This window comes from uncultured Halovibrio sp. (genome assembly GCF_913056445.1).
Lineage (GTDB): Bacteria > Pseudomonadota > Gammaproteobacteria > Pseudomonadales > Oleiphilaceae > Halospina > Halospina utahensis_B.
The window spans coordinates 54,868-76,820 of record NZ_CAJXMA010000002.1; the positions used below are offsets into that span (position 1 = coordinate 54,868).

General features: G+C 65.0%; 22 protein-coding genes. 17 read left to right on the forward strand and 5 right to left on the reverse strand.

Annotated features, from left to right (window positions below):
• Nucleotides 1–17 precede the first annotated feature (17 nt).
• From QZ501_RS01210 to QZ501_RS01265, 12 genes are all read left to right on the forward strand, one after another.
• Complete coding sequence (locus QZ501_RS01210; RefSeq protein WP_295716564.1) at nucleotides 18–1,553, forward strand: NAD(P)H-hydrate dehydratase; 1,536 nt, start codon at nucleotides 18–20, stop codon at nucleotides 1,551–1,553.
• Complete coding sequence (gene tsaE / locus QZ501_RS01215; protein WP_160897890.1) at nucleotides 1,546–2,025, forward strand: tRNA (adenosine(37)-N6)-threonylcarbamoyltransferase complex ATPase subunit type 1 TsaE; 480 nt, start codon at nucleotides 1,546–1,548, stop codon at nucleotides 2,023–2,025. Before QZ501_RS01210 ends, tsaE begins: the two co-directional genes overlap by 8 nt.
• A complete protein-coding gene (locus QZ501_RS01220; protein WP_160897891.1) occupies nucleotides 2,022–3,362 on the forward strand; it encodes an N-acetylmuramoyl-L-alanine amidase in 1,341 nt (446 codons plus the stop codon). Before tsaE ends, QZ501_RS01220 begins: the two co-directional genes overlap by 4 nt.
• Before the next feature lie 18 nt (nucleotides 3,363–3,380).
• Entirely contained in the window at nucleotides 3,381–5,255 is a 1,875-nt protein-coding gene (gene mutL, locus QZ501_RS01225) for a DNA mismatch repair endonuclease MutL (protein ID WP_295716568.1), read from the forward strand.
• Nucleotides 5,256–5,257: 2 nt separating this feature from the next.
• Nucleotides 5,258–6,283, forward strand: coding sequence for a tRNA (adenosine(37)-N6)-dimethylallyltransferase MiaA (gene miaA / locus QZ501_RS01230; protein WP_160897893.1), 1,026 nt, complete (start codon nucleotides 5,258–5,260; stop codon nucleotides 6,281–6,283).
• Between the two features lie 17 nt (nucleotides 6,284–6,300).
• Nucleotides 6,301–6,555, forward strand: a complete 255-nt coding sequence (gene hfq / locus QZ501_RS01235; RefSeq protein WP_077530587.1) for an RNA chaperone Hfq — start codon at nucleotides 6,301–6,303, stop codon at nucleotides 6,553–6,555.
• 14 nt (nucleotides 6,556–6,569) lie between these two features.
• Complete coding sequence (gene hflX, locus QZ501_RS01240; RefSeq protein WP_160897894.1) at nucleotides 6,570–7,889, forward strand: ribosome rescue GTPase HflX; 1,320 nt, start codon at nucleotides 6,570–6,572, stop codon at nucleotides 7,887–7,889.
• A gap of 101 nt (nucleotides 7,890–7,990) precedes the next feature.
• The gene (gene hflK, locus QZ501_RS01245) at nucleotides 7,991–9,220 is read left to right on the forward strand and encodes an FtsH protease activity modulator HflK (protein ID WP_160897895.1); all 1,230 of its coding nucleotides are present in this window, start codon (nucleotides 7,991–7,993) and stop codon (nucleotides 9,218–9,220) included.
• Nucleotides 9,221–9,222: 2 nt separating this feature from the next.
• Nucleotides 9,223–10,098 (forward strand): protease modulator HflC, encoded by an 876-nt coding sequence (gene hflC, locus QZ501_RS01250; RefSeq protein WP_160897896.1) that lies wholly within the window; start codon nucleotides 9,223–9,225, stop codon nucleotides 10,096–10,098.
• Between the two features lie 106 nt (nucleotides 10,099–10,204).
• Nucleotides 10,205–10,390, forward strand: coding sequence for a DUF2065 domain-containing protein (locus tag QZ501_RS01255; protein WP_151441084.1), 186 nt, complete (start codon nucleotides 10,205–10,207; stop codon nucleotides 10,388–10,390).
• A gap of 60 nt (nucleotides 10,391–10,450) precedes the next feature.
• A complete protein-coding gene (locus tag QZ501_RS01260; RefSeq protein WP_295716572.1) occupies nucleotides 10,451–11,629 on the forward strand; it encodes an ATP phosphoribosyltransferase regulatory subunit in 1,179 nt (392 codons plus the stop codon).
• Between the two features lie 54 nt (nucleotides 11,630–11,683).
• A complete protein-coding gene (locus QZ501_RS01265) occupies nucleotides 11,684–12,979 on the forward strand; it encodes an adenylosuccinate synthase (RefSeq protein ID WP_151441086.1) in 1,296 nt (431 codons plus the stop codon).
• Between the two features lie 3 nt (nucleotides 12,980–12,982).
• On the opposite strand, the gene cmoB is transcribed toward QZ501_RS01265, so the two are convergent.
• From cmoB to QZ501_RS01285, 4 genes are read right to left on the reverse strand one after another with little or no spacing between them, the layout of a single operon-like run.
• Entirely contained in the window at nucleotides 12,983–13,981 is a 999-nt protein-coding gene (cmoB, locus tag QZ501_RS01270) for a tRNA 5-methoxyuridine(34)/uridine 5-oxyacetic acid(34) synthase CmoB (RefSeq protein WP_151441087.1), read from the reverse strand.
• Complete coding sequence (cmoA, locus tag QZ501_RS01275) at nucleotides 13,978–14,745, reverse strand: carboxy-S-adenosyl-L-methionine synthase CmoA (protein ID WP_295716575.1); 768 nt, start codon at nucleotides 14,743–14,745, stop codon at nucleotides 13,978–13,980. Before cmoA ends, cmoB begins: the two co-directional genes overlap by 4 nt.
• A 29-nt stretch (nucleotides 14,746–14,774) precedes the next feature.
• The gene (locus QZ501_RS01280) at nucleotides 14,775–15,770 is read right to left on the reverse strand and encodes a serine/threonine protein kinase (RefSeq protein ID WP_295716577.1); all 996 of its coding nucleotides are present in this window, start codon (nucleotides 15,768–15,770) and stop codon (nucleotides 14,775–14,777) included.
• A 3-nt stretch (nucleotides 15,771–15,773) separates the two neighbouring features.
• Nucleotides 15,774–16,226: a hypothetical protein gene (locus tag QZ501_RS01285; protein WP_295716579.1), complete on the reverse strand. Its 453-nt coding sequence runs from the start codon at nucleotides 16,224–16,226 to the stop codon at nucleotides 15,774–15,776.
• A gap of 81 nt (nucleotides 16,227–16,307) precedes the next feature.
• On the opposite strand from QZ501_RS01285, the gene QZ501_RS01290 reads away from it, so the two are divergent.
• Nucleotides 16,308–17,408: an NAD(P)/FAD-dependent oxidoreductase gene (locus QZ501_RS01290; protein ID WP_160897900.1), complete on the forward strand. Its 1,101-nt coding sequence runs from the start codon at nucleotides 16,308–16,310 to the stop codon at nucleotides 17,406–17,408.
• A gap of 3 nt (nucleotides 17,409–17,411) precedes the next feature.
• Here QZ501_RS01290 and QZ501_RS01295 read toward each other — a convergent pair whose 3' ends face one another.
• The gene (locus QZ501_RS01295) at nucleotides 17,412–18,107 is read right to left on the reverse strand and encodes a ComF family protein (protein ID WP_295716581.1); all 696 of its coding nucleotides are present in this window, start codon (nucleotides 18,105–18,107) and stop codon (nucleotides 17,412–17,414) included.
• A gap of 107 nt (nucleotides 18,108–18,214) precedes the next feature.
• Here QZ501_RS01295 and bioB point away from each other — a divergent pair, with 107 nt between their 5' ends.
• The 4 genes from bioB to bioC are packed head-to-tail and all read left to right on the forward strand — an operon-like array spanning nucleotide 18,215 to nucleotide 21,936.
• Nucleotides 18,215–19,270, forward strand: a complete 1,056-nt coding sequence (bioB, locus tag QZ501_RS01300) for a biotin synthase BioB (RefSeq protein ID WP_160897902.1) — start codon at nucleotides 18,215–18,217, stop codon at nucleotides 19,268–19,270.
• The gene (bioF, locus tag QZ501_RS01305; RefSeq protein WP_295716584.1) at nucleotides 19,263–20,426 is read left to right on the forward strand and encodes an 8-amino-7-oxononanoate synthase; all 1,164 of its coding nucleotides are present in this window, start codon (nucleotides 19,263–19,265) and stop codon (nucleotides 20,424–20,426) included. Before bioB ends, bioF begins: the two co-directional genes overlap by 8 nt.
• A complete protein-coding gene (locus tag QZ501_RS01310) occupies nucleotides 20,423–21,136 on the forward strand; it encodes a hypothetical protein (RefSeq protein WP_295716586.1) in 714 nt (237 codons plus the stop codon). Before bioF ends, QZ501_RS01310 begins: the two co-directional genes overlap by 4 nt.
• Nucleotides 21,133–21,936 (forward strand): malonyl-ACP O-methyltransferase BioC, encoded by an 804-nt coding sequence (gene bioC / locus QZ501_RS01315; protein WP_295716588.1) that lies wholly within the window; start codon nucleotides 21,133–21,135, stop codon nucleotides 21,934–21,936. The genes QZ501_RS01310 and bioC overlap by 4 nt, the downstream gene beginning before the upstream one ends.
• Nucleotides 21,937–21,953: the final 17 nt, after the last annotated feature.

Genomic DNA, 21,953 nt, shown 5'->3' on the forward strand with positions numbered 1-21,953 from the left:
CATTTTTGAGCGAAAATATGCCCGACCAGCCAATGCCATTGTACACCGCTGAGCAGGTACGCAACCTGGATCGAGCCGCCATCGAGGACTTCGGGGTGGACGGTTTTGACCTGATGAAGCGGGCCGGTAAAGCCGCATTCCGGCTGGCGCGCCGGCGCTGGCCGGAGGCGCGTCAGCTGCTGGTGCTTTGCGGTGGTGGCAACAACGGGGGCGATGGCTATGTGGTGGCCGGGCTGGCCGCCCAGCAGGGGATCGCCTGCCACTGTGTGGCGGTATCCAATCCCTCGAAGCTCAGCGGTACGGCGGCATCCGCCTTTGCCTTTGCCCGTGAGAGCGGCGTTGACGTCATATCATTTGAATCTCTGGACGAAGGCCAGTTCGGTGCGCTGTTGGCGGAATCGGATCTGGTTGTGGATACCCTGCTCGGAACCGGCCTTGCCGGTGAGGTCCGTGCGCCCTATGCCGGGGTGATCGATCAACTCAACGCCTCACCAGTGCCAGTGCTCGCCGTGGATATCCCGTCTGGCCTGTGCAGTGGCACGGGTCGGGTGCTGGGGACGGCCGTCCGGGCAGCGGCCACCATCACCTTTATCGGGCGCAAGGCAGGACTGTACACGGGGCGGGCGCGGGACTGCACCGGGCCTGTGAGTTTTGACGATCTTTCCGTGGATCCGGCGGTCCATGACGCGGAACCGGAACCTGCCGCGTGGCTCTGGTCGCCGGAAGCCGCGCTCACCCATCTGCCCCGGAGGCATCCCACCACCCATAAGGGCGAATGCGGTCGTGTGCTCGTCGTTGGTGGTGATGAAGGTATGGGCGGGGCCGGAATCCTGGCTGGTGAGGCGGCCCTGCGCTGCGGTGCCGGCCTGGTGTTCCTGGCAACACGGGGTGTCCATGTGCCGGCGGCACTGGCGCGACGCCCGGAAATCCAGGCGCGGGCCGTGGAGCATGGTAATGATCTGGACCCGTTGCTGGAGCGCGTGGATGTGGTCGTGGTTGGGCCCGGTCTTGGGAGCAGCGCCTGGGGGCAGCAGATGCTGCAGCGGGTGGCGGGTTTTTCCGGGCCTGTGGTCGCGGATGCGGATGCTCTGGCACTGATGCAGCAGCAGGGGGTGCCGGCGGATGCTGGCCAGTGGATACTGACGCCGCACCCCGGCGAGGCGGCCCGGTTGCTGGGGGCCAGCGTGCCGGAGGTCGAGGCCGACCGCTATCAGGCCCTGGCGACACTGGTTGAGCAGCAGGGGGCGACCGTGATTCTCAAGGGGGCCGGCAGTCTTGTGGGCGCGCCCGGGCGAACGCCGGCTGTCATCGAGGGCGGTAATCCCGGCATGGCTACGGCCGGCATGGGAGACGTCCTCAGTGGCGCCCTGGGGGCGCTTCTGGGCCAGGGTCTGGGGCCGTTCGGCGCTGCCGTTACCGGTGCCGCATGGCATGCGGCGGCTGCGGATCACGCACTGGAATGGACCGGCTCGCATGGTCTCCTGGCGGGTGACCTGACGGAGGCGTTCGGCGTGGCCACCGCTGCTGTGCTTCCGGAGGTGGAGCGTGACTGAGCCAACGGTTCTCGAGCTGCCGGATGAGCAGGCCACGGAAGCCCTGGGGGCAGCCCTGGGGCAGGCCTGTTCCGCCGGCGGTGTGATCCACCTGGTCGGGGATCTGGGCGTTGGCAAGACGACCCTGGCGCGCGGACTCATGCATGCGCTGGGGCATGAGGGCGCGGTACGCAGCCCGACCTTCACGCTGGTGGAACCCTATGAAGCGCTGTCGCCGAAGGTCTATCACTTTGATCTCTATCGGCTCGGTGACCCTGAGGAACTGGAAATGATGGGCATCCGCGACTACATGGAAGAAGGGGCTCTGGTTGTAATCGAGTGGCCGGAGCGTGCCGGGGGCGTGCTTCCGGCGCCGGAATGCCGGGTTGAGCTGTCGGATGCGGGCAGTGGGCGCAGCGCCCGGATTCATACGAATGATCGGATTGCCGGGGCCGCCAGGCAGGCCCTGGCCGGCAGGAGCAGCAGTCAATGAGTACCTGGATGACACGTTTTCTGGCAGGTCTGACCCTGATGGTGGCAGCCGTGGCCCAGGCCCAGGCCGGCACACCGGTTGATAACGCCCGGATCTGGCCGGCGACGGATCATACAAGGCTGGTGCTTGAGACGGGCAGCTCCGTGGAACACCGGCTGTTTGCCCTGGAGTCGCCCCGCCGGCTGGTGATCGACGTGGAGCAGGCGGATCTTGAGACCGACCTCGGCGCGCTGGACCTTGATGAGACGCCCATCCGCCGTATCCGCACCGGCCGCCGGAAGAACGGCGACCTGCGCGTGGTGCTGGATATGAAGGAGGATGTGGAACCCCGCAGCTTCCAGCTCAAACCGAACCAGAAATACGGTCACCGCCTGGTCGTCGATCTCATGGATCTCGACAAGACCCGTGAGCAGGAGCAGGAAGCGGTTCTGGAAGACCAGAGCGAGAGCAAGCGCCGGAACATCATTGTGGTGGTGGACGCCGGTCATGGGGGCGAGGACCCGGGGGCCATCGGTCCCTCAGGGGTTCAGGAGAAACACGTCACCATGGAACTGTCCAGGCGGATGGTGGACCGGATCAATGCCATGGAAGGCTACGAGGCCTATCTGACCCGCAAGGACGACTATTACATCGGTCTGCGCAAGCGTACCGAGATCGCCCGGGACTATAACGCGGACCTGTTTGTGTCCGTGCATGCGGATGCCTTCCGCTCCCCGCGGCCGCGCGGTGCATCGGTGTATGCGCTGTCGACGGACGGCGCCAGTAGTGAGGCCGCGCGCTGGTTGGCGGAGAGTGAGAACAGCGCTGACCTGATCGGCGGTGTTGGCGGTGTCTCGCTCAAGGACAAGGACGAGATGCTGGCGGGCGTGCTGCTGGACCTTTCCATGACGGCGAGTATTGAGTACAGCATGGGGGTCGGGTCCAATGTCCTCGATCAGCTGGACACGGTGGGCAAACTGCACAAGTCATCTGTTGAGCAGGCGGGATTTGCGGTGCTCAAGAGCCCGGATATTCCGTCCATCCTTGTTGAGACCGGGTTTATTTCCAACCCGACGGATGAGCAACGCCTGACCCAGGCATCCCATCAGCGCCAGATTGCGGACGCGGTTGTCTCGGGTCTGGGTCGCCACTTCCGTGCCTCGCCGCCACCCGGGACCCTGATCGCCCACCGTCAGGGGAACGCAGAGGACAGGCGCGAGTATGAAATCCGGCGCGGCGATACCCTGTCGGCCATCGCCCGGCGCAATCAGGTGTCGGTGCAGAAGCTCAAGTCAGCCAACAACATCAATGGTGAGACGCTGCATATCGGGCAGGTGATCAGCATCCCCTCGTCCTGATCTGGTACCATTCCGATCATGGCAGCCATCCAGACCCTACCCCCCCGTCTCGCCAACCAGATCGCGGCCGGCGAAGTCGTTGAACGCCCGGCCTCGGTTACGAAGGAACTCATCGAAAATGCGCTGGATGCCGGCGCCTCCAGGGTTGAAGTGGAGGTGGAGCAGGGCGGGGCGCGCCTGATCCGGGTGCGCGATGATGGCGACGGTATTGCCCATGATCAGATGCCGCTGGCGCTCAGCCGTCATGCCACCAGCAAGATTCACAGCCTTGATGACCTGGAGGCGGTGAGTTCCCTGGGGTTCCGCGGTGAGGCACTGGCAAGCATCAGTTCCGTGGCGAGGCTGACGCTGACCTCCCGCGCCAGAGGAGAGACCGAGGGGTGGTGCGTGGAGGCCGAGGGGCAGGACATGCAGACTCGGGTGTCACCGGCGGCCCACCCCCAGGGCACCACCGTCGAGGTTCGGGATCTGTTCTTCAACACGCCGGCCCGTCGCAAGTTCCTGCGCACCGAGAAAACCGAGTTCAATCACCTGGAAGAGACCCTGAGGCGCCAGGCGCTGAGTCGCTTCGATGTGGGCTTCACCCTCCAGCACAATGGCCGGGCGGTGCAGTCCCTGCGGCCGGCAACCACCGAGCGTGACCGGCAGCAGCGGGTGGCCAGTCTCTGCGGAAGCCAGTTCATGGAACACGCCCTGAGTATTGATGTGGAGGCGTCGGGCCTGCGCCTGCAGGGCTGGGTGGCGCTGCCGACGTTCTCGCGCAGCCAGGCGGATCTGCAGTATTTCTTCGTCAACGGTCGCCCCATCCGGGACCGGCTGGTGGCTCATGCAGTGCGCCAGGCGTATCGCGACGTGCTCTATAACCAGCGCCATCCGGCTTTTGTGCTCTATCTGGAGGTTGATCCGGCCAATGTGGATGTCAACGTCCACCCGACCAAGCACGAGGTCCGTTTCCGAGACGGCCGCCTGGTCCATGATTTTCTGTTCCGCAGCCTGCACCGCGCCCTGGCTGAAGTGCGACCCGGCGATGACAGCACGGAGCCGGGGCAGGGTGAGGCGGGTGCCCCGGCCCCGTCTGGATCTGCTGTTGCAACGGGGGTGGCTGATGAGCCTGCGGTGAGCGGTCCGGCGCAGAGCCGGGACAGGCCCGCCAGTCCCTCGGAGACCGAGGCCCAGATGGCCTTCTACGGCGGGCTGCACCAGGGCGGCGGCCTCTCCGCCAATGCCGTTCGGGAAGCCTCGCCCACGCCCTTCATCCAGAGCCGCACCACGGCTCCCTCCACTATGCCTGAGAGCCCGGAAGGGGAAATGCCGCCACTGGGCTACGCCGTCGCGCAGCTCCATGGTGTGTACATCCTTGCCCAGAGTGCCGAGGGGATGGTGATTGTGGACATGCATGCCGCCCATGAACGCATTGTCTATGAACGCATGAAGCGCGGTGTGGCAGGGGAAGGCGTGACTTCCCAACCGATGCTGGTACCGCTGACGCTCAACGTGAGCCAGCGTGAGGCGGATCACGCCGAACAGTACGCCGACGATATGGCAACGCTGGGTCTGCAGCTGGACCGTATGGGGCCGGAGACGGTGACCGTGCGCCAGGTTCCGGCGCTGCTGCGGGACGCGGATATGGAGCAGCTGGTGCGCGATGTTCTCTCGGACCTGGTGACCCATGGCCGCAGTCAGCAGGTGGAGGCCCGTATCGAGCACTTGCTGGGCACCATGGCCTGCTACGGCTCAGTACGGGCCAACCGCCAGTTGACGATCCCGGAAATGAACGCACTGCTGCGCGATATGGAGGCCACGGAGCGCAGCGGTCAGTGCAACCATGGTCGGCCCACCTGGACGCGGCTGAGCATGGGGGATCTGGATAAGCTCTTCATGCGGGGGCAGTAGCCATGGTGTGGCGGCCTCCCGCGGTTCTGGTCATGGGGCCGACGGCCTCGGGCAAGACGGACCTGGCTGTTGAACTGCGTGAGCGCCTGAATGGTGAGCTCATCAGCGTGGACTCGGCACTGGTCTACCGGGGCATGGACATCGGTACTGCCAAGCCGGATGCGGCCACCCTGCGCCGGGCGCCCCATCACCTGATCGACATCCGTGACCCGGCGGAACCCTATTCGGCGGCGGAGTTCGCGGCCGATGCCGGGGCCCTGATCGGGCGCATCCGGGGAGAGGGCCGGGTGCCGATTCTGGTGGGCGGCACCATGCTCTATTTCAATGTGCTTCGCCAGGGGATGGCGAGTTTGCCGCAGGCCGATAAAGGCGTAAGGGCGGAACTGGAACATCGCTTTGACACCGAGGGGGGTGACGCCCTCTATCGTGAGCTGGAAGCTGTGGATCCGGTGGCCGCCGCCGGGCTGCATCCGAACAACCGCCAGCGACTGATCCGTGCCCTGGAGGTCTATCGCCTCTCAGGGCGACCGATATCCGCGCACTGGGCGCAGGGCGCCGGTGAGGATCAGGGCGGCGGGCTACCGGAAGGTACCGTCAGCCTCGCGCTGGCTCCGCCGCAGCGCCGCGATCTGCATGAACGGATCGAGCGCCGGTTCAGGGCGATGCTGGAGCAGGGGCTGCTGGAGGAGGTGCAGACGCTTTATGCGCGCAGCGACCTGTCCCCGGATCTGCCGTCCATCCGGGCGGTGGGGTATCGTCAGGTGTGGGACTACCTGAGCGGCGCAACCCAATATGATGATATGATTGAGCGCGCGCTGGCAGCCACCCGTCAGCTGGCCAAGCGCCAGCTGACGTGGCTTCGCAGGTGGCCGGATGCGCACTGGCTGGACAGTCAGGGCAAGGATCCGTTGGCCGATGCCTTGAAAATCGTCAAAGGCGGCACCACTGTCTCCGGTGATCCAGACACCACGCCGCATGGTATGAAAGGAACAGCGCCCGGGGATCGCCCCGGGGGCGAGCAATCATAAAAAACAGGAGCAGCCTCATGTCAAAAGGGCATTCCCTACAAGACCCTTACCTGAATTCCCTGCGCAAGGAACGCATCCCCGTGTCCATCTTTCTGGTCAACGGCATCAAGCTCCAGGGGCAGATCGAATCGTTTGACCAGTTCGTGGTCCTGCTGCGCAACACTGTCAGCCAGATGGTCTACAAGCACGCCATTTCCACGATTGTGCCGTCGCGTAATGTGAAGGCGCCCCAGCATCCCGGTGACGAGGGCGAGGCGGTCGATCCCGAATGAGGAGCAGCACCTGATTGTTTGAGCGTCCTGAGGTCGGTGAACGGGCCCTTCTCGTTCACATTACGCTGGCGTCCGAGATGGAGCCGGAAAATCCGGATGAATTCCGCGAGTTGGCAGAGTCCGCCGGAGTGACCTGTGCAGCCGTTGTCACCGGGACCCGGAATCAGCCCAGTTCGCGCTTCTTTCTGGGCAAGGGCAAGCTCGAGGAGCTGCGTGCGACCCTGAACGCCGAGGGCGCGGACGTGGTGCTGTTCAATCACCAGCTCAGCCCCAGTCAGGAGCGTAATCTCGAGGCCGAACTCAAATGCCGGGTACTGGACCGCACCGGGGTCATTCTCGATATCTTCGCCCAGCGCGCCCGCACCTATGAAGGCAAGCTGCAGGTGGAGCTGGCCCAGCTGGAGCACATGTCCACGCGGCTGGTCCGGGGCTGGACGCATCTGGAGCGCCAGAAGGGCGGTATCGGTCAGCGGGGGCCGGGTGAGACCCAGCTTGAGACCGACCGACGGCTGCTGCGCTCGCGCATCAACCAGATCAACCGCAGGCTCGAGAAGGTCCGGCGCCAGCGCGAGCAGGCGAGGCGGTCGCGTAAGCGTGCCGAGATCCCAGTGGTCTCGCTGGTGGGCTATACCAATGCGGGCAAATCCTCCCTGTTCAACCATCTGACTGATTCCACGGTGTTTGAGGCGGACCAGCTGTTCGCCACCCTGGACCCCACGGTGCGCCGTGTGAGCGTGCCGGACGTGGGCCCGGTGGTGCTGGCGGATACGGTTGGGTTTATCCGGCATCTGCCGCACACCCTGGTCGAGGCGTTCCGCGCCACTCTTGAGGAGACGGTCGAGGCCTCGCTGCTGCTTCATATCATCGACAATACCGATCCGGCCCGTGATGACACCATCCAGCAGGTTGAATCGGTGCTGGGTGAGATCGGAGCCGGTGAAGTGCCGGTTCTGCAGGTGTGCAACAAGATCGATCTCATCCCCGGTGCGCAGCCGGGGGTGGAGCGGGACGAGAGCGGTCGTCCGGTACGCGTCTGGCTGTCGGCCCATACCGGGGCTGGCATGGAGGAGCTGCGCGACGCCGTCGCGGAGCGTCTGGCCGAGGACGTCGTCCATCGCTATGTGAAACTGTCTCCGGCGGATGGCTGGCTGCGGGCCCAGTTCTACCAGAGCGGTGCCGTGGTGGCGGAGCGCATGTCCGACAGTGGCGAGCCTGTGCTGGAGCTGCGCATGGAGGCCCGCGACTGGCACCAGCTGCTTGCACGTGCCGGCACGGACGAGAATCGGCTGACCTGCCTGGACGGCAGTGACTGGATGGCGGTTGAGGCGGTGTAGTACCCCCGGTTGTCGCGGCCTTTCAGAACACCTACTATTTGCATCTGTTGTGCCCGGCAGACCCGGGCCGCTGCAGCGTATAACCTCAGACGGAGAACACTATGGCCTGGAACGAACCGGGTGGTAACCGCAACAACGACCGCGACCCCTGGAGCTCGGGCAATCGCGGCGGCAACGATCAGGGGCCGCCGGACCTCGATGAGGCCCTGAAAAAGGGCCTCGACAAGCTGAACCGGCTTTTCGGCAACAAGGGCGGTTCCGGTGGCAGTGGCGGCTCGGGCAGCAGTGGTGGCCAGGGCGGTGGCGGCTTTGGCCTGATCCTCGCCGTGGTCGGTCTGCTGGTTTTCGGCTTTCTGGCCTGGCAGTCGGTCTACATCGTGGACGAGCGGGAAAACGGCGTTGTCCTGCGCTTCGGTGAGTACCACAAAACCACCATGCCAGGTCTGAATTTCAAGATTCCGCTGCTGGACGATGTCCGCATGGTCACAGTGACCGATGTGCGCTCCTTCAGATCCACGGGGCACATGCTTACCGAGGATGAGAACATCGTCAGTGTGAACCTGAGCGTCCAGTACCGGGTCGAGGAGCCGAAGAACTTTGTGCTCAATGTGCGCAGTCCCAGCACGACCCTGCAATACGCGACGGACAGCGCCCTGCGCCACGAAGTGGGTAGTTCAACCCTGCATGGGGTGCTTACGGAGCGCCGTGCGGAACTGGGGCAGCTGGTTGAGAAGCGCCTGCAGCGTTTTCTGAATACCTATACGGTGGGCATGCAGATCCTGCGAGTGAACGTCGAGAGTACCCAGCCCCCGGAGCCGGTGCAGGAAGCCTTCCGTGATGTGCAGCGTGCCCGTGAGGACATGCAGCGCTTCGTTGATCAGGCGGAACAGTATCGTAACCGAGTGGTCCCGGAGGCGCGGGGTCAGGCAGAGCGTATCCGCGAGGAAGCGAAGGCCTATCGAGACAAGGTGGTGGAAGCCGCCCAGGGTGAGACAGCCCGCTTCCTGGATGTGCTCGGCGTCTATGAGCAGGCTCCGGAGATTACAGCCCGCCGGCTCTATATCGATACCATGCAGCAGGTTCTCACCGGGACCAGCAAGGTGGTTGTCGACATTGAGAAGGGCAACAACCTGATGATGCTGCCGCTGGATCAGATGATGAAGGGCGGTGCCAGGGCCATGGCGGATGATGCTCCGGGCGGCAGTAGCTCCGGCGATACACAGCATCAGGGTATTGGCTCCACCAATGACCGCATCGACCGGATCAGCGATCAGGTGATCGATCGCATCCGTGATCAGCAGAACAGTAATTCCGGCCGGGAGAGGCGTTAAGCATGAACACTAAGGGTATACTGGCGATCATAGCCGGTGTCGTGGTTCTTTACCTCGTGTCGGCGACCGTCTACATCGTGCCGGAAACCCATCGCGGCGTCGTTCTGCGGTTTGGTGAACTCGTCAAGACAGGTGTGGAGCCCGGACTGCATTTCAAGCTTCCCTGGGTCGAGACGGCAGAGGAGTTCGATACGCGGATTCTAACACTCAATATCGAAACCCAGCGGTATCTGACCATTGAGAAAAAGCCACTGGATGTGGATTCCTACGTGACCTGGCAGATCATCGATGTGGCCGACTTCTACCGGGCCACCGGTGGCAGTGAGATGCGGGCGGAAGGGCTTCTTGCCTCCCGGATTGAAAACGGCCTCCGGGATGAGTTCGGGGTGCGTAACATGACGGAGGTTGTTTCTGGTGCCCGTGATGAGCTGATGGAGAAGATTCAGGGCAACGTGGATGAATTCACGCGCAAGGAATTCGGCATCCGCGTTCAGGATATCCGGATCAAGGGGATTGAGCTCCCGGATGAAGTCAGTGAAACGGTGTATCAGCGCATGCGCACTGAGCGCCAGGCCGAGGCGCAGGAATACCGCTCCCGTGGGCGCGAACAGGCCGAGGGCGTGCGCGCTGCGGCGGACCGTAAGGTGACGGTGCTGCTGGCCGAGGCGAACCGTGAAGCCCAGGAAACCCGTGGTGAGGGTGACGGCAAGGCCGCGACCATCTATGCGGAGGCCTACGGGCAGGACCAGGAGTTCTATGAGCTCTATCGCACGCTTGAGGCTTACCGCAGCACCTTCAACAGTCGCCAGGACGTGTTCCTGATGGATTCCCAGAGCGACTTCATGAACATGCTGGACGGACCCATGGGCGGGCAGTAACACCTGCAGCCCCAGTGAACCGGAGCTTCGGCTCCGGTTTTTTTATGGGCGCGATGGGCGTAGAATCCCGGCTCTGTAACAAACCCGAACGGTGCCTGGTATTGCCATGTGGCAGGATCTGCTGACAGCTCTGGCGCTGGTGCTCATCATTGAGGGCGTCATGCCGTTTCTGTGTCCGCAGCGCTGGCAGCGGATGGTGGAAGTTCTGGCACAGATGGCGCCCTCAAGCATGCGGTGGGCGGGGTTTGCGAGCATGCTGGTGGGGGTGACCCTGCTCTATGTTGTTCGCTAGGTTCCCCCGGAACCGCTTGAAACGTTCCTGCTCAGTCAATCAATCACGGATTCAAGCGTCATGAGTACGTCTGATCGATGGTTGCTGCCCGATGGGGTGGCCGATGTCCTGCCGCCCCGGGCCCAGAAGGTCGAGGCCCTGCGCCGCGAGCTGATGGATACCTATCGGCGCTGGGGCTATGAACTCATCATCCCCCCGATGATCGAATACCTGCAGTCGCTTCTGACCGGTACCGGCAATGATCTGGATCTGCAGACGTTCAAGCTGACGGATCAGCTGACCGGTCGGATGATGGGCGTGCGCGCCGACATGACCCCGCAGGCGGCGCGGATGGACGCGCACAGCCTGCGCCGCCCGGGTGTCACGCGCCTGTGTTATGCCGGCCATGTTCTGCATGCCCGCCCGAGCAGCATGCTGGCCAGTCGTACCCCGCTGCAGGTCGGGTGCGAGCTTTTCGGCAGCCGCAGCAGTGGCGCCGACCAGGAAATCATCGATCTGATGCTGGAGACCCTGACTGCGGCTGGCGTTGAAACGGTTCACCTGGACATCGCCCATGTGGGCATTTTCCAGTGCCTGGCGGAAGAGGCGGCCCTGGGGGGCGATCTGGAGCAGCGGGTCTTTGATGCCCTGCGCCGGCGCTCCATCCCGGAGCTGGACGAGCTTCTGGGCACTGCCGAAGCCGGCTCCGCCCGCGCCATGCTGCGGGAGCTGGGCCGGCTCAGTGGTGGCGAAGGGGTGCCGGATGCCGCTCGGCAACGGCTGGCGGGAGCGCCTGCGCCCGTGCTCGAGGCCATTGACCAGCTGGAGCAGACCGCCGCCCGGGTGCGTGAGCGTCACCCCGGCGTGGCCATCGGGTTCGATTTCAGCGAACTGCGCGGCTACAACTATCACACCGGCCTGGTGTTCGCCGCCTACACACCGGGGCAGGAGGAAGCGCTCGCCCAGGGCGGTCGATACGATGCCGTGGGCGAGGATTTCGGTCGTGCCCGCCCGGCCACCGGCTTCAGTGCCGATCTGAACCGGCTTCTGGAAGCGGGCCGGCGTGCCTTCGGTGCCGGCGGGGGCGCCATCCTGGCGCCGGCTGGAACGGACGCGGCGCTGCGCCGGCGCATCAGCGAGCTGCGCCAGAGTGACACGGTCATCCAGCAGCTGGACGACGAGGCCGATGACCGGCTGCCGCCCGGCTGTGACCGCCAGCTTGTCCTGAAGGACGGTGACTGGAAAGTGGAGCCGCTGTAGCCGCAGCGGCGAGAACGTCAATCATGAGTTTGTGAACGGATCAGCGAGCCATTCATGGGTAAGAACGTCGTAGTGCTGGGCACCCAGTGGGGTGACGAAGGCAAGGGCAAGATCGTGGATCTGCTCACCGAGCAGGTGTCCGCCGTTGCGCGGTTCCAGGGCGGACACAACGCCGGCCATACACTGGTGATCGATGGTGAGACCACCGCGCTTCACCTGATTCCCTCCGGGATTCTGCGCAAGCACATCACCTGCATGATCGGCAACGGTGTGGTGCTGGCACTCCAGGCCCTGCTTGAGGAGATCCGCAAGCTGGAGGCGCGCGGCGTGGATGTGCGTTCACGGCTGCGGGTCAGCGAGGCCTGCCCGCTGATCCTGCCCACCCATGAGCGCCTTGATCAGGCCCGTGAGCGTGCCCGAGGCAAGGACTGCATTGGTACCACCGGGCGTGGTATCGGCCCTGCCTATGAGGACAAGGTATCCCGTCAGGGCCTGCGCTTCGGTGACCTTGCGGATCCGGAAGCCTTCGAAAGGGGCCTGCGCCACCTGATGGGCTACCACAACTTCGTACTCACCGAGTACTACGGCGAGGAGCCGGTGGATGTGGAAGCCACCCTGGCGGATTTCCGCGCCTACGCCGAAGAGCTGCTGCCCATGGCGGCGGATGTTACGGACATGCTGCATGATCTGCGCAAGCGCGGTGAGCACATCCTGTTCGAAGGGGCCCAGGGGGCGCTGCTGGACATTGATCACGGCACCTACCCATTCGTCACCTCGTCGAACACCACTGCCGGTGGCGCGGCAACGGGCACCGGTTTCGGGCCCCAGTACATGGACTATATCCTGGGGATCACCAAGGCCTACACCACCCGTGTTGGTTCCGGTCCCTTCCCGACGGAGCTGTTCGACACCTGCGGTGAGCACCTGGCGCGCCAGGGGCACGAGTTCGGCACCACAACCGGGCGCGCCCGGCGCTGTGGCTGGTTTGACGCGGTAGCGCTGCGCCATGCCATCCAGGTGAACAGTGTCTCCGGCATCTGCCTGACCAAGCTGGATGTTCTGGACGGCCTGGACGAGGTGAAGGTCTGTGTGGGTTACATCACCCGTGAAGGACGCGTAACCCGGCCGCCGATCCGCGGCGCCCAGTACGAAGCCATTGAGCCGGTGTATGAGACGCTTCCCGGCTGGTCGGAAAGCACTTCGGGCATCACGGCCCTGGATCAGCTTCCCGAGAATGCGCGCAATTACATCCGCTTCCTCGAAGAGCAGATCGAGGCGCCCATCGACGTCATCTCCACAGGGCCGGACCGGATCGAGACCGTTACCCTGCGCCACCCCTTCAACGCCTGAATCTCAGGCCGGCTTGCGGGCCACCAGGGTGGCCCGACGGGGCGCCGGATAGCCTTCAATGGTCCGGTGCTCGTCCTCCGGATCCAGGAAATCGGGCAGTGACTGGAACTGCATCCAGTCCGTGGCGCGCTGTTCGTCCGTGGTGGTGCGCGTTACATCCACACACTCAACCTCCCGGTAACCGGCACGCTGCAGCCAGCGCTCCAGGGTGGGGACGCTGGGAATGAACCAGACGTTGCGCATGCGCGCGTAGCGGTCTTCCGGCATCAGCGTCTCGCCCATTTCGCCCTCAATCACCAGTGTCTCCAGTACCAGCTCGCCGCCGGGCTTGAGCGTGCCCTTGAGTTCGATCAGGTGGTCGATGGGCGAGCGCCGGTGATAGAGCACCCCCAGTGACAGGGTGGTATCGAACAGCTGGAGCTGGTGGGGCAGGTCCTCCAGCCGCTGTGGCAGCAGGTGGGCATGTGGATCACCCAGGTAGGTACGCACCGCCTGGAACTGCATCAGGAACAGCATGCCGGGGTCGATGCCGACCACCCTCTGGGCGCCGGCTCCCAGGATGCGCCAGCAGTGGTAGCCGGAACCGCACCCAACATCCAGTACGGTACGGCCGCGCAGGTCACTCAGACCGGGCCGGACCCGTTCCCACTTCCAGTCGGATCGCCACTCGGTGTCGATATGGGTCCCGAAGAAATCGAAGGGCCCCTTGCGCCAGGGCATCAGGCCCCGCAGCCCCTGTTCAAGCTGCTCCCGTTGGGCCTCCGTCAGGGGCTCGGGTGTTGTGAGCGTGACCGTCGGTTGATCGAGGTCCGCTTCGGCGCCGGGGATCCGGGGAAGCTGATTGAGCGCCGCCATCCAGCGCGGCAGGTCGCCGTGCGGGTGGGTCTCGAAGACGCTGGTCAGGCGCTGTTGCAGCTGCTCGTGCCACTCTGTTCGGCCGCTGTCGCGCAGCCAGTCCAGCAGGTTGGCGTATTCGCTGCGCCAGTCAAAGTCCGTGCTCATGCCGTCGCCTCCGGCGCAATGGCGAGGATGGAGACAAAGTTCAGCGACTGGTGCCAGAGCGTGACCTGCTCAAAGCCGGCCGCTTCCAGCCGCTGGCGGTGCGTCGCTATGGACTCGGGGATCAGCACTTCTTCCAGCGCGTTGCGTTTGCGGCTGATCTCCATCTCGGAATAGCCCTGGGCACGCTTGAAGTCCAGGTGCAGCTCCTCCAGCAGTGACTGCTCGGCGGCATCCGCGAACGCCACCTTCTCCGAAAGCACCAGGACGCCGCCCGGTGTCAGGGCCTGGCAGAGGCGTTCCAGAAGCGTGTCCCGGTCCTCGGGGGGAAGGAACTGGAGTGTGAAGTTCAGGGCGACGACGCTGGCGGGCTGGTAGTCGATGTCGCGGATGTCAGCGCACTGGAGGGCCACCGGGAGCTGGCCGTAATCCAGCGCAATGTAGTGGCGGCAGCGCTCGATCATGGAGGCGGCGTTGTCCACGGCTACAATGCGGGCGCCATGGACCTTGACGCTGTGACGCATGGCCAGGCTCACGGCCCCCAGTGAGCACCCCAGATCATAGAGGGCGGTGTCCGGCCGTGCGAAGCGCGCTGCGATCACCCCGATCATGGGCACAATGGTGGTGTAGCCGGGCACAGAGCGCCGGATCATGTCCGGAAAGACGCGTGCGACTGCCTCGTCAAACCGGAACGGGTCATCGGAGGCGCTGGCGCCGGCATACACGGCATCAGTTTCGGTATCGAAGCGACCGGTTGGATCATTCATGGTGCGGTTTCCGTTGTTCGTGGGCGCTGTCAGGGCCCGGGTGGCCGGACCGGTGGCTGCTGCAGGCTGGCGAGCTGTTCGCGCAGCATCAGAATATGGTCGGACCAGAATCGTGCCTGTCCGAACCAGGGGAAGTGCATGGGGAAGGTGGGGTCGTCCCACCGCCAGGCCAGCCAGGCGGCCTGGTTGATCAGTCGCATGGTGCGAAGAGGCTCAATGAGGTGGCATTCCGCCGGGTTGAACTGGTTGAACTGCTCGTAGCCCTCGATGAGCTCTCCCAGCTGCCAGCGCTGCTCCTCGGCGTCGCCACTGAGCATCAGCCAGATGTCCTGGATAGCCGGGCCCTGACGGGCGTCGTCAAAGTCCACGAACAGCAGCCGTTCCTCGCGCATCAGGATGTTGCCCATATGGCAATCCCCGTGCAGCCGCTGGATCGTCACCTCGCCGGCGCGCTCCTGGCAGGCGCGGATGGCATCGAGCAGGTCCGGGATCAGGCTGCGGTAGGCCGCCACCAGATCGTCCGGCACAAATCCGGCATCCAGGACATAGCGCTGCCCCTCATCAATCACCCGGACCGGGTCAATGGTGGGGCGGTGCTGGAAGTCCCTGCGCGCGCCAACCTGATGGATGCGCCCGAGCCACTGGCCAATGCGGAACAGTGTGTCCGGAAGCGTGATGTCCGGGGCCTGGCCGCCGCGCTGGGGGTAGAGCGCCAGCGTGAAAACGCCGTAGTCCGCCAGGTAGCCGCCGCCGGGCATGGGGAGCGCACCAACCGCCGGGATCTCGGCGGACTCCAGCTCGGCCACAAATCCGTGCTCTTCCTCCAGCTGCGGTCGGGACCAGCGTCCCGGGCGATAGAACTTGGCGATCAGCGGCTTCTGGTCCTCAATCCCGACCTGGTAGACACGGTTCTCATAGGAATTAAGCGGGAAGAGTCGGCCGTTAACCGCGTAGCCACAGGCCTCTACCGCATCGAGAACCAGGTCGGGGGTGAGGTGCTGGTAGGGGTGCGCCATCGTCTCCATGGGTCAGCTGCCTGTCGCGGGGTTGATGGGGGCCGCGTGACCGGGGGTGCGACGGGTCTCCATGTTATTGAGGTAGTACCAGTTCTCGTCCAGCTCCCAGCGTACCCGGCGGATGCTGCCCGAGGCGGTGACGGTCTCACTTGCCCGTGCCTGAAGGCGGGCGTACTCCTGTTCAGCGCGGCGGAATTCGCGGCTGGTTTCCGGTATCCGGCGCAGGTCAGGGAACAGTTCCCGCATGGCCTGGGCGGTGTCCACACGGGGCGAGCGAAGTGTGCTCATGACGGCCGTGTCTCCTTCCACGCGCAGCACGCGGAAAGGATAGGGGTAGGCCGCCAGCGCGGACTGTTCGCGCAGCGTTTCGTTGAGTTCCATCACGGTATAGCCGCGCCAGCCCAGCCAGCTTACAAACAGGGCTGCCACGATCATGACCGCAATGAACTGGCGGATGTCCGACATACTTCCCCCGCTGAAATGGCCAGGTCACCAGTATAACCGCTTGGGCGTTTCAATCAGAGCCCCGGCTGGTATCCTTTGCTCATGGATTCGGAACAGGTTGATGCGGTCGTCATTGGTGCGGGGGTTGTGGGGCTGGCCGTGGGGCGGGCCCTGGCCAGGGCCGGACACGAGGTACTGGTGCTTGAGCGCCACGCTCTCCCCGGTGAGGAGGTCTCCTCGCGCAACAGCGAAGTCATCCACGCGGGCATCTACTATCCGCCGGGGTCGCTCAAGGCGGAGCTGTGCCGTGAGGGCCGGGACCGGCTGTACGCTTTCTGCGAGCGTCACGCTGTCGCCCACCGGCGCTGCGGCAAGTGGCTGGTTGCCACCGGTGAGGCTGAAATTCCCGCCCTGGAGCGACTGCGCCGCAATGCCGCGGACAACGACGTGGTACTAGAGTGGCTCAGCACCCGTGAAATCGCCCGGGAGCCGGAGCTTCACGCGGCGGCCGGGCTGGCGTCCCCGATGAGCGGCATTGTGGATTCCCACGCCTTTATGCAGGCTCTGCTCGGGGATATGGAAGCCCATGGCGGCTGGCTGGTGCGCCAGGCGCCGGTGGAGCGGATTGAGACCGTGCAGGGGCGCCACCGCGTCCAGGTGGGCGGCGATGCACCCTGCGAACTCAGCGCCGCCATCGTGGTTAATGCCGGTGGGTTGGGGGCTGTGCCCGTTGCCCGGCGATGGGAAGGGATGCCTGCAGAGGCTGTGCCGCGCCAGTGGTTCGCCAAGGGCCACTACTTCGCCTACAGCGGCCGTCACCCCTTCCAGCGCCTGATCTACCCGTTGCCGGCTGCAGGTGGGCTTGGCGTGCACCTGACCCTTGATATGGCCGGTCAGGCCCGGTTTGGGCCGGACGCGCACTGGGTGGATGCCCTGGAATGGTCCGTGCCGGAATCACTGGCTGCCACTTTTGCCGACGCCGTCCGCCAGTGGTGGCCCGGGCTGGACCCCGCGCGCCTGACGCCCGCCTATGCCGGCATCCGTCCCCGCATTCACGGCCCTGACGACAAACCGGCGGATTTCATGATCCAGGGGCCGAGGGAGCACGGCCTGGCCGGGGCGGTGAATCTGTTCGGTATTGAGTCCCCGGGGCTCACTGCTTCCCTGGCGCTCGCCGACCGTGTGCTCCAGCAGCTGTACTGACGCCTAGGGTGTTCTTGCCAGTGCCCAGACCTCCAGGCGTTGCACTCCCGCCCGGCGCAGGCAGTGCCCCATGGCCTCCGCTGTCGCGCCGGTGGTGACCACGTCCTCGATCAGGGCGACATGCTCCGGAAGGGGCGCGCTGCCGGCAACGAAGAAAACCTCTCTGAGGTTGCGCCGTCGCTCGGAGCGCGACAGGCTGGCCTGGGCACGATAGCCGCCATGGCGCTGGAGCCGGCCGGGCAGCACCGGTATCCCTGTGGAGCGACCGAGCCAGTCCGCCAGCTCCGCCGTCTGGCTGAAGCCGCGCTCGCGCAACCGTTCCGGATCCATGGGCGCCGGAATCAGGGCCAATGGTCGCGGCTCGGGCATGCCAGCGGCCCGCAGCCAATTGCGGGCCAGAGCGGCGCCCTGGGCGCGTGTGCCGTGGTACTTGTAGTTCTGGATCATGCGGTCCACGGGGCACTCGTAGCGCCAGGGAATGCGGCTCCGGTCCTGGGGTGGGTCGGTGCGCTCGCATTGCCGGCACAGGCTTGCTCCGCGTTCCTCAATGGACAGTGGCAGGGCGCAGCGCCGGCAACAGGGACCTGTTGCCGGAAGGTCAAGAAGGCATGCGTGGCAGAGTCCGCCGCCCTGGTCCGGGCCCAGGCAGATGACGCACCGGCTCAGCCTGGGGCGGGTTGTGTTCACCCTGTTAACCATCAGGGTTGCTCTGGTTGACAGCCGTCTGGCCATCCTTATCATGGTTTCCATTCCGTCTGGACACCTCCGTGTGGCAGACCATTGATCAGCAGGATAAGGACACCAGTATGACCACTTCCGATGCCATCCGTCACGACTGGACCCTGAAGGAGGTCCGTGAACTTCTGGATATGCCGTTCAACGACCTGGTCTTCCGGGCCCAGCAGGCGCACCGCCAGTGGTTTGATCCCAATGAAGTGCAGGTTTCAACCCTGCTCTCCATCAAGACCGGTGCCTGCCCCGAGGACTGCATGTACTGCCCGCAGAGTGGCCATTACAACACCGGTCTCGAAAAAGAGAAGCTGATGCAGGTCGAGAAGGTCCTGGAGCAGGCGAAAGCGGCCAAGGAAACCGGTGCAACCCGCTTCTGCATGGGCGCGGCCTGGCGCAGCCCCACGAAGAAGGATCTGCCGCACGTGCTGGAAATGATCCGTGGCGTGAAGGACATGGGGCTCGAAACCTGCATGACCCTGGGCATGCTCACGGAGGACCAGGCCGGTGAGCTGGCGGAAGCAGGGCTGGATTACTACAACCACAACCTCGACACCTCCGAGCGCTACTACAACCAGATCATCACCACCCGGACCTACCAGGACCGTCTGGATACCCTGGAGAACGTGCGTAATGCGGGCATGAAGGTCTGCTGCGGCGGCATCATGGGTATGGGCGAGGATGAGGATGACCGGGCAGGGCTGCTGCTGCAGCTGGCCAACCTGCCGGATCACCCGGAAAGTGTGCCCATTAACATGCTGATCAAGATTCCGGGTACACCGCTGGAAGACGTCGAGGACCTCGATCCGTTCGAGTTCGTGCGTACCATTGCCGTGGCGCGCATTCTCATGCCGAAGAGCCATGTCCGCCTGTCCGCGGGGCGTGAAGAGATGAACGACCAGATGCAGGCACTGTGCTTCATGGCCGGCGCCAATTCCATTTTCTACGGCGATCAGCTGTTGACCACGGAAAACCCGCAGGCCGAGCAGGACAGGGCGCTGTTCCGGCGCCTTGGCATCGTGCCGGAGCCGCTGGCCACGGACCGTTCGGACGAGGACGAGGTCGACGAGCTGACCCGCCGCATGGAGCAGGAGCGCCAGAGTGCCCTGTTCTACGACGCGGCCAATGCCTGATTACAGCGCCGAGCTCGAAACACTGCGGCAGCAGGGGCTGCTGCGGGATCGCCGGGTTCTGGATTCCGCCCAGGGCCCGGAGATTGTTGTGGATGGCCGCAGCATGCTGGCCTTCTGCAGCAATGACTACCTCGGGCTTGCCAACCACCCCGGTGTGATTGAGGCGCTCACAGACGCAGCCCGTGAACACGGGGTGGGCAGCGGTTCCTCGCATATGGTGAATGGTCACCACCGGCTCCATCAGGAGCTCGAAGAGGCACTGGCGGCACATACCGGCCGGGAAGCGGCGGCGCTGTTCTCCACGGGGTATATGGCCAATCTCGGTGTCACTGCCGCCATGGCCGGGCGCCATGACGTGATCCTGCAGGACCGCCTCAACCACGCCTCACTGCTGGACGGTGCCCGTCTCGCGGGTGCCCGCCTGAAACGCTATACCCACGCCGACACCAGCGCCGCCGCCCGGCTTCTGGAGGCGGAGTCGCGCTGTGCGCTGGTGGCAACGGATGGGGTTTTCAGCATGGACGGCGACCTGGCACCGCTGGACGGTCTGTCCGCGCTGTGCCGGGAGCAGGGTGTGCCCCTGATGGTGGACGACGCCCATGGTCTGGGCGTGCTGGGCAGCAAGGGCGGCGGTATCGCCGAGGTCCGCGGTCTTGACCAGTCCGCAGTGCCCATACTGGTGGGCACACTGGGCAAGGCACTGGGTGTCGGTGGTGCTTTTGTTGCCGGCTCACGTGAATTCGTGGATTACCTGGTGCAGAAAGCGCGCACCTATATCTACACCACCGCCATGCCGCCGGCGATGGCGGCCGCAACCCGGCGCAGCCTGGAACTTTGTCGGGAAGAGGGCTGGCGGCGTGAACGCCTGGCGAAGCTGGTGGCGTGGTTCCGGGATGAGGCAACCGCGCTCGGCTACCGGCTGATGGAGTCCTGGACGCCGATACAGCCCCTGATCGTGGGGCCATCGGACCGTGCCATGGCCCTGAGCGAGGCACTGGCGCGGCGGGATATTCTGGTGCCGGCGATCCGTCCGCCCACGGTTCCCCAGGGTGAAGCGCGTCTGCGCCTGACCTTCAGCGCCAGCCATACGGATGAACATATGGAGCGGCTCCTGGAGGCGCTCAGGGCGGCGCGCAGCGAAACGGGGGCGGCATGACCAGGGCGGTTGTTGTCGGCGGCTGGGGTATCCCGGCGGAGGCGCTGCGGCCACTGCTGCCCGCTGAGGTGGAGCCCGTGCTGCTGGAGCCGGCACGGATGGCGATCGGGCATCAGGATCTGGAATCCGCGCTGGACGCTGTTATGGCCCGTGTTCCCTCGGGAGTGCCCTGGCTGGGCTGGTCCCTGGGCGGACAGGTGGCCATGGCGGCCCGTGAGCGCTTTCCTGGAACGGTGAGCGGTGTGGTGACCCTCTGTTCGACTCCCCGCTTTCTGGAGGGGTCGGACTGGTCCGTGGGTATGGCGGATGCCGACTTCCGTGGTTTCCGGGAGGGTATGCGGGTGGATGTGGAGCAGACGCTCGGTCGTTTCTGCGCCCTGGTCAGCCAGGGCAGCGCATCTCCCCGGCAGGTACGCCGTGAACTCCAGGCCCTGGATTGGCCGGAGCTGACCCTGGACTACCGGCAGGGTCTTTCAGACAGTCTGGAGTGGCTTGCCCGGCTCGATCAACGGGCGCTCTGGCAGCAGGCAGGGGCATGGGCACAGCACCTGTTCTGCGGGCGTGATGCGCTGGTCAGCGGGGCGGTACCGGAAACACTTGGCCTGGCCGGTGAACGCTGTCATCTGGCGGCTGAATCCTGCCACTGGCCGGCTTCCGCCGCTGGGGCAACGGATTGGATCAGCGGGGCTATGGAGCAGGTGGCACCATGAATGCGCGGCAGTTCAACCAGGTCAGTCGCCAGCGCGTATCCGAGGACTTCGGCGCGGCCGCTGAGAGCTATGACGCGGCGGCACGGCTGCAGCAGCGCGTGGCGCTGGATCTGCTGGCCCGCATGGAGGCTCCGAGCGGTGGTGTGGGACTTGATCTGGGCTGCGGTACCGGTTTCAGTCTGCCGGAGCTGGAGCGCGAGCTGGCCCCCGAGGAACTGATCGCCGCCGACCTGTCTCCCGGAATGGTCGATTATGCCCGGGCGCACCGGGGCGTGGATGCGCGCTGGCTCGTGGCTGATGCCGCGAATGTGCCGCTGGCCTCGGGCAGCCTGGATTGGATCCAGTCGAGCCTGATGATCCAGTGGTGCGAGGACACCGGTGCCGTTGCCCGGGAGATGGCAAGACTGCTTAAGCCCGGGGGCGGGGCCCATCTCGCGACCCTGGTGGACGGAACCCTGACCGAACTGGAATCCGCGTGGGCGGAGGCCGATCCCGGCCGTCGCCACGTCAATCGTTTCCTGACCCGGGCGGAGCTGGAGGCGCGGCTGGCCGAGGGCTTTGAGAGGGTGACTGTTGATGTTGAACCGCTGGTACTGTGGTACCCGGATGTCATGGCGCTGCTGGGAGAGCTCAAGACCCTCGGGGCCCGCTACAAGGATGAACACCGCCACCGGGGTGCGCTGGGCCCCGGGCGCCTGAGAGCCATGCGCCGCGCCTATGACCGCCACCGGGATTCCCGGTATGGTGTGCCCGCAACCTGGCAGGTGGCTTTTGCGCACCTGACCGGCCCCAGGCAATAACCGGAACCTTCCATAAC

What these genes read in the sequence shown, in the direction of transcription:
- hfq (WP_077530587.1), top strand. Translation starts at nt 6,301, where the DNA reads ATGTCAAAAGGGCATTCCCTACAAGACCCTTACCTGAATTCCCTGCGC.
- QZ501_RS01210 (WP_295716564.1), top strand. Translation starts at nt 18, where the DNA reads ATGCCCGACCAGCCAATGCCATTGTACACCGCTGAGCAGGTACGCAAC.
- QZ501_RS01280 (WP_295716577.1), bottom strand. Translation starts at nt 15,770, where the DNA reads ATGGAGACGATGGCGCACCCCTACCAGCACCTCACCCCCGACCTGGTT.
- cmoB (WP_151441087.1), bottom strand. Translation starts at nt 13,981, where the DNA reads ATGAGCACGGACTTTGACTGGCGCAGCGAATACGCCAACCTGCTGGAC.
- mutL (WP_295716568.1), top strand. Translation starts at nt 3,381, where the DNA reads ATGGCAGCCATCCAGACCCTACCCCCCCGTCTCGCCAACCAGATCGCG.
- bioB (WP_160897902.1), top strand. Translation starts at nt 18,215, where the DNA reads ATGACCACTTCCGATGCCATCCGTCACGACTGGACCCTGAAGGAGGTC.
- QZ501_RS01220 (WP_160897891.1), top strand. Translation starts at nt 2,022, where the DNA reads ATGAGTACCTGGATGACACGTTTTCTGGCAGGTCTGACCCTGATGGTG.
- QZ501_RS01265 (WP_151441086.1), top strand. Translation starts at nt 11,684, where the DNA reads ATGGGTAAGAACGTCGTAGTGCTGGGCACCCAGTGGGGTGACGAAGGC.
- QZ501_RS01290 (WP_160897900.1), top strand. Translation starts at nt 16,308, where the DNA reads ATGGATTCGGAACAGGTTGATGCGGTCGTCATTGGTGCGGGGGTTGTG.
- hflK (WP_160897895.1), top strand. Translation starts at nt 7,991, where the DNA reads ATGGCCTGGAACGAACCGGGTGGTAACCGCAACAACGACCGCGACCCC.
- QZ501_RS01255 (WP_151441084.1), top strand. Translation starts at nt 10,205, where the DNA reads ATGTGGCAGGATCTGCTGACAGCTCTGGCGCTGGTGCTCATCATTGAG.
- QZ501_RS01285 (WP_295716579.1), bottom strand. Translation starts at nt 16,226, where the DNA reads ATGTCGGACATCCGCCAGTTCATTGCGGTCATGATCGTGGCAGCCCTG.
- miaA (WP_160897893.1), top strand. Translation starts at nt 5,258, where the DNA reads ATGGTGTGGCGGCCTCCCGCGGTTCTGGTCATGGGGCCGACGGCCTCG.
- QZ501_RS01310 (WP_295716586.1), top strand. Translation starts at nt 20,423, where the DNA reads ATGACCAGGGCGGTTGTTGTCGGCGGCTGGGGTATCCCGGCGGAGGCG.
- hflC (WP_160897896.1), top strand. Translation starts at nt 9,223, where the DNA reads ATGAACACTAAGGGTATACTGGCGATCATAGCCGGTGTCGTGGTTCTT.
- bioC (WP_295716588.1), top strand. Translation starts at nt 21,133, where the DNA reads ATGAATGCGCGGCAGTTCAACCAGGTCAGTCGCCAGCGCGTATCCGAG.
- cmoA (WP_295716575.1), bottom strand. Translation starts at nt 14,745, where the DNA reads ATGAATGATCCAACCGGTCGCTTCGATACCGAAACTGATGCCGTGTAT.
- QZ501_RS01260 (WP_295716572.1), top strand. Translation starts at nt 10,451, where the DNA reads ATGAGTACGTCTGATCGATGGTTGCTGCCCGATGGGGTGGCCGATGTC.
- bioF (WP_295716584.1), top strand. Translation starts at nt 19,263, where the DNA reads ATGCCTGATTACAGCGCCGAGCTCGAAACACTGCGGCAGCAGGGGCTG.
- QZ501_RS01295 (WP_295716581.1), bottom strand. Translation starts at nt 18,107, where the DNA reads ATGGTTAACAGGGTGAACACAACCCGCCCCAGGCTGAGCCGGTGCGTC.